Raw genomic sequence first — 507 nt, 5'->3', positions numbered from 1 at the left:
ATGTGACTTTGTGCACGCGGGAAGGCACGAGGTAATCGCGGGCGCCTTCCGGGGTGGCTTTAGTCAGCATCGGGGTTTCGATGTCGAGGAAGCCATGGTCGTCCATAAAGCGGCGCACAAAGCTGGTAATTTTCGCGCGGGTTTTCAGGCGCTGCGCCATCTCCGGACGACGCAGGTCGAGGTAGCGGTATTTCAGACGCGCTTCTTCGGTGTTGACGTGATTGGAGTCCAGCGGCAGCGATTCTGAGCGGTTAATGATCGTCAGATCGGAAGCCAGCACTTCGATAGCGCCGGTGGCCATGTCCGCGTTGATGTTTTTCTCTTCACGCGCGCGAACGGTGCCAGTGACCTGAATGCAGAACTCATTACGCAGTTCAGAGGCTAACTTCAACGCATCCGCACGATCCGGATCGAAAAACACCTGAACGATGCCTTCGCGGTCGCGCATATCGATAAAAATGAGGCTACCGAGATCGCGACGGCGGTTGACCCAACCACACAGAGTCA

Annotated in this window: 1 protein-coding gene; it reads right to left on the bottom strand. The window is 56.6% G+C overall.

Annotation, left to right across the window (positions count from 1 at the left end):
• Positions 1 to 507 (bottom strand): amino acid--tRNA ligase-related protein (locus tag FN082_RS17810; RefSeq protein ID WP_235892133.1); only part of this gene is annotated, 507 nt, incomplete at both ends.

Origin of the sequence: Klebsiella spallanzanii (assembly GCF_902158555.1) — a bacterium.
In the GTDB taxonomy this organism is placed as follows: domain Bacteria; phylum Pseudomonadota; class Gammaproteobacteria; order Enterobacterales; family Enterobacteriaceae; genus Klebsiella; species Klebsiella spallanzanii.
The sequence above is the reverse complement of the archived record's forward strand: the minus strand, read 5'-3'. Positions and strand labels throughout refer to the sequence as shown.